Genomic DNA, 1430 nt, shown 5'->3' with positions numbered 1-1430 from the left:
TGGATTGCCGGCGAAGTATCCAACCTGACCCGTGCTGCCAGCGGACATTATTATTTCTCGCTCAAAGACAGCCGCGCGCAGGTGCGTTGCGCGATGTTTAAGGGTGCAGCCATGCGCTTGGCAAAGCCTTTGAAAGAAGGCGACCATATCGAAGTATCAGGAAAAATCAGCATTTATGAAGCGCGGGGCGAATTTCAAATTACTGTAAACGAAGTACGGCTCAAAGGTTTGGGGCAACTTTACGAAGCCTATGAGCGATTGAAAGCTCAGTTGCAGGCGGAAGGCGCGTTTGCGGCGGAACGCAAGAAACCGTTGCCCGCCCGCCCGCAATGTATCGGCATCGTCACCAGTCTGGCGGCAGCGGCATTGCGCGATGTCGTGACCACCTTAAACCGCCGCGCACCCGAAATCCCCGTTATCGTTTATCCGACACCCGTACAAGGCACAGGCAGCGAGTTGCAAATTGCCCAAGCGATTAAAACCGCTTCGCAACGCGCCGAATGTGACGTGCTGATTGTCTGCCGTGGCGGCGGCAGCATTGAAGACTTGTGGGCGTTTAATGAAGAGCCGGTTGTGCGCGCCATCGAAACCTGCGCGATTCCCGTCGTCAGCGGCGTAGGCCACGAAACCGATTTCACACTTGCCGACTTTGTTGCCGACGTGCGTGCACCGACACCGACCGGCGCGGCAGAATTGGTCAGCCCCAACCGCCAAGAATCGCTACATCGTCTCGCCCAAGCGCAAGGCCATCTGAAAACCGTTTTGGAACAACGCTATTTCGATGCCAGCCAAAAACTCGACTGGTTGGCGCGGCAAATCCGTCATCCGCGCCAAAAACTTGACGATCAGCGCGCTTCAATCAGCAAGCTGGCGCAAACGCTGTCTTACTCGATGACGCAAAATCTCCGCGCCCACACCGCCCGTTTCGAACGCCAAACCCAAACCCTAAAACATTGCCGTCCTGATGTTTCTGTTTACAAAAACAACATCAACCACTTTCAAACGACCTTGTCGCATTCCTTCCGCCAGCTGCTTACCCACCGCCGTCAAAGCCTGACCGCCCAAGCCGCATTGCTCGAAGCCGTATCTCCGCAGCATATTCTGGAGCGCGGCTTCTCCGTCGTCAAAAACACCCGCGGACAAGTTATCCGCAATGCCGATACGTTGAAACAAGGACAGAAACTGCACATCACTTTTGCCGACGGCGAAACCGACGTACGCGTGACCAAAGAGCAGGCGCAGGGCGAGTTGTTTGACTGACGCAATAAAGGCCGTCTGAAACTTTATGCGATTGAAGTGAAACTATGTTTGCCTGTTAAAAATCCTTAACCTGCCAATGCGGTATAATGCCTCATCTGCACACGCAGCATATACGGAAACATTATGGACAACTCACAAAATACAGAAAATCCGATTCCTCCACGCAACTC

Annotated in this window: 1 protein-coding gene; it reads left to right on the top strand. The window is 53.8% G+C overall.

Annotated elements, in window-relative coordinates; translation table 11 throughout:
- Positions 1-1260 (top strand): exodeoxyribonuclease VII large subunit (gene xseA / locus ACTHS3_RS13030; protein ID WP_440368130.1); only part of this gene is annotated, 1260 nt, incomplete at its 5' end.
- Between the last annotated feature and the right edge of the window lie 170 nt (positions 1261-1430).

Source organism: Neisseria sp. P0009.S007 (assembly GCF_051962515.1).
Note: the sequence above shows the minus strand (reverse complement) of the source record. Positions and strands in the feature narration are given on the sequence as shown.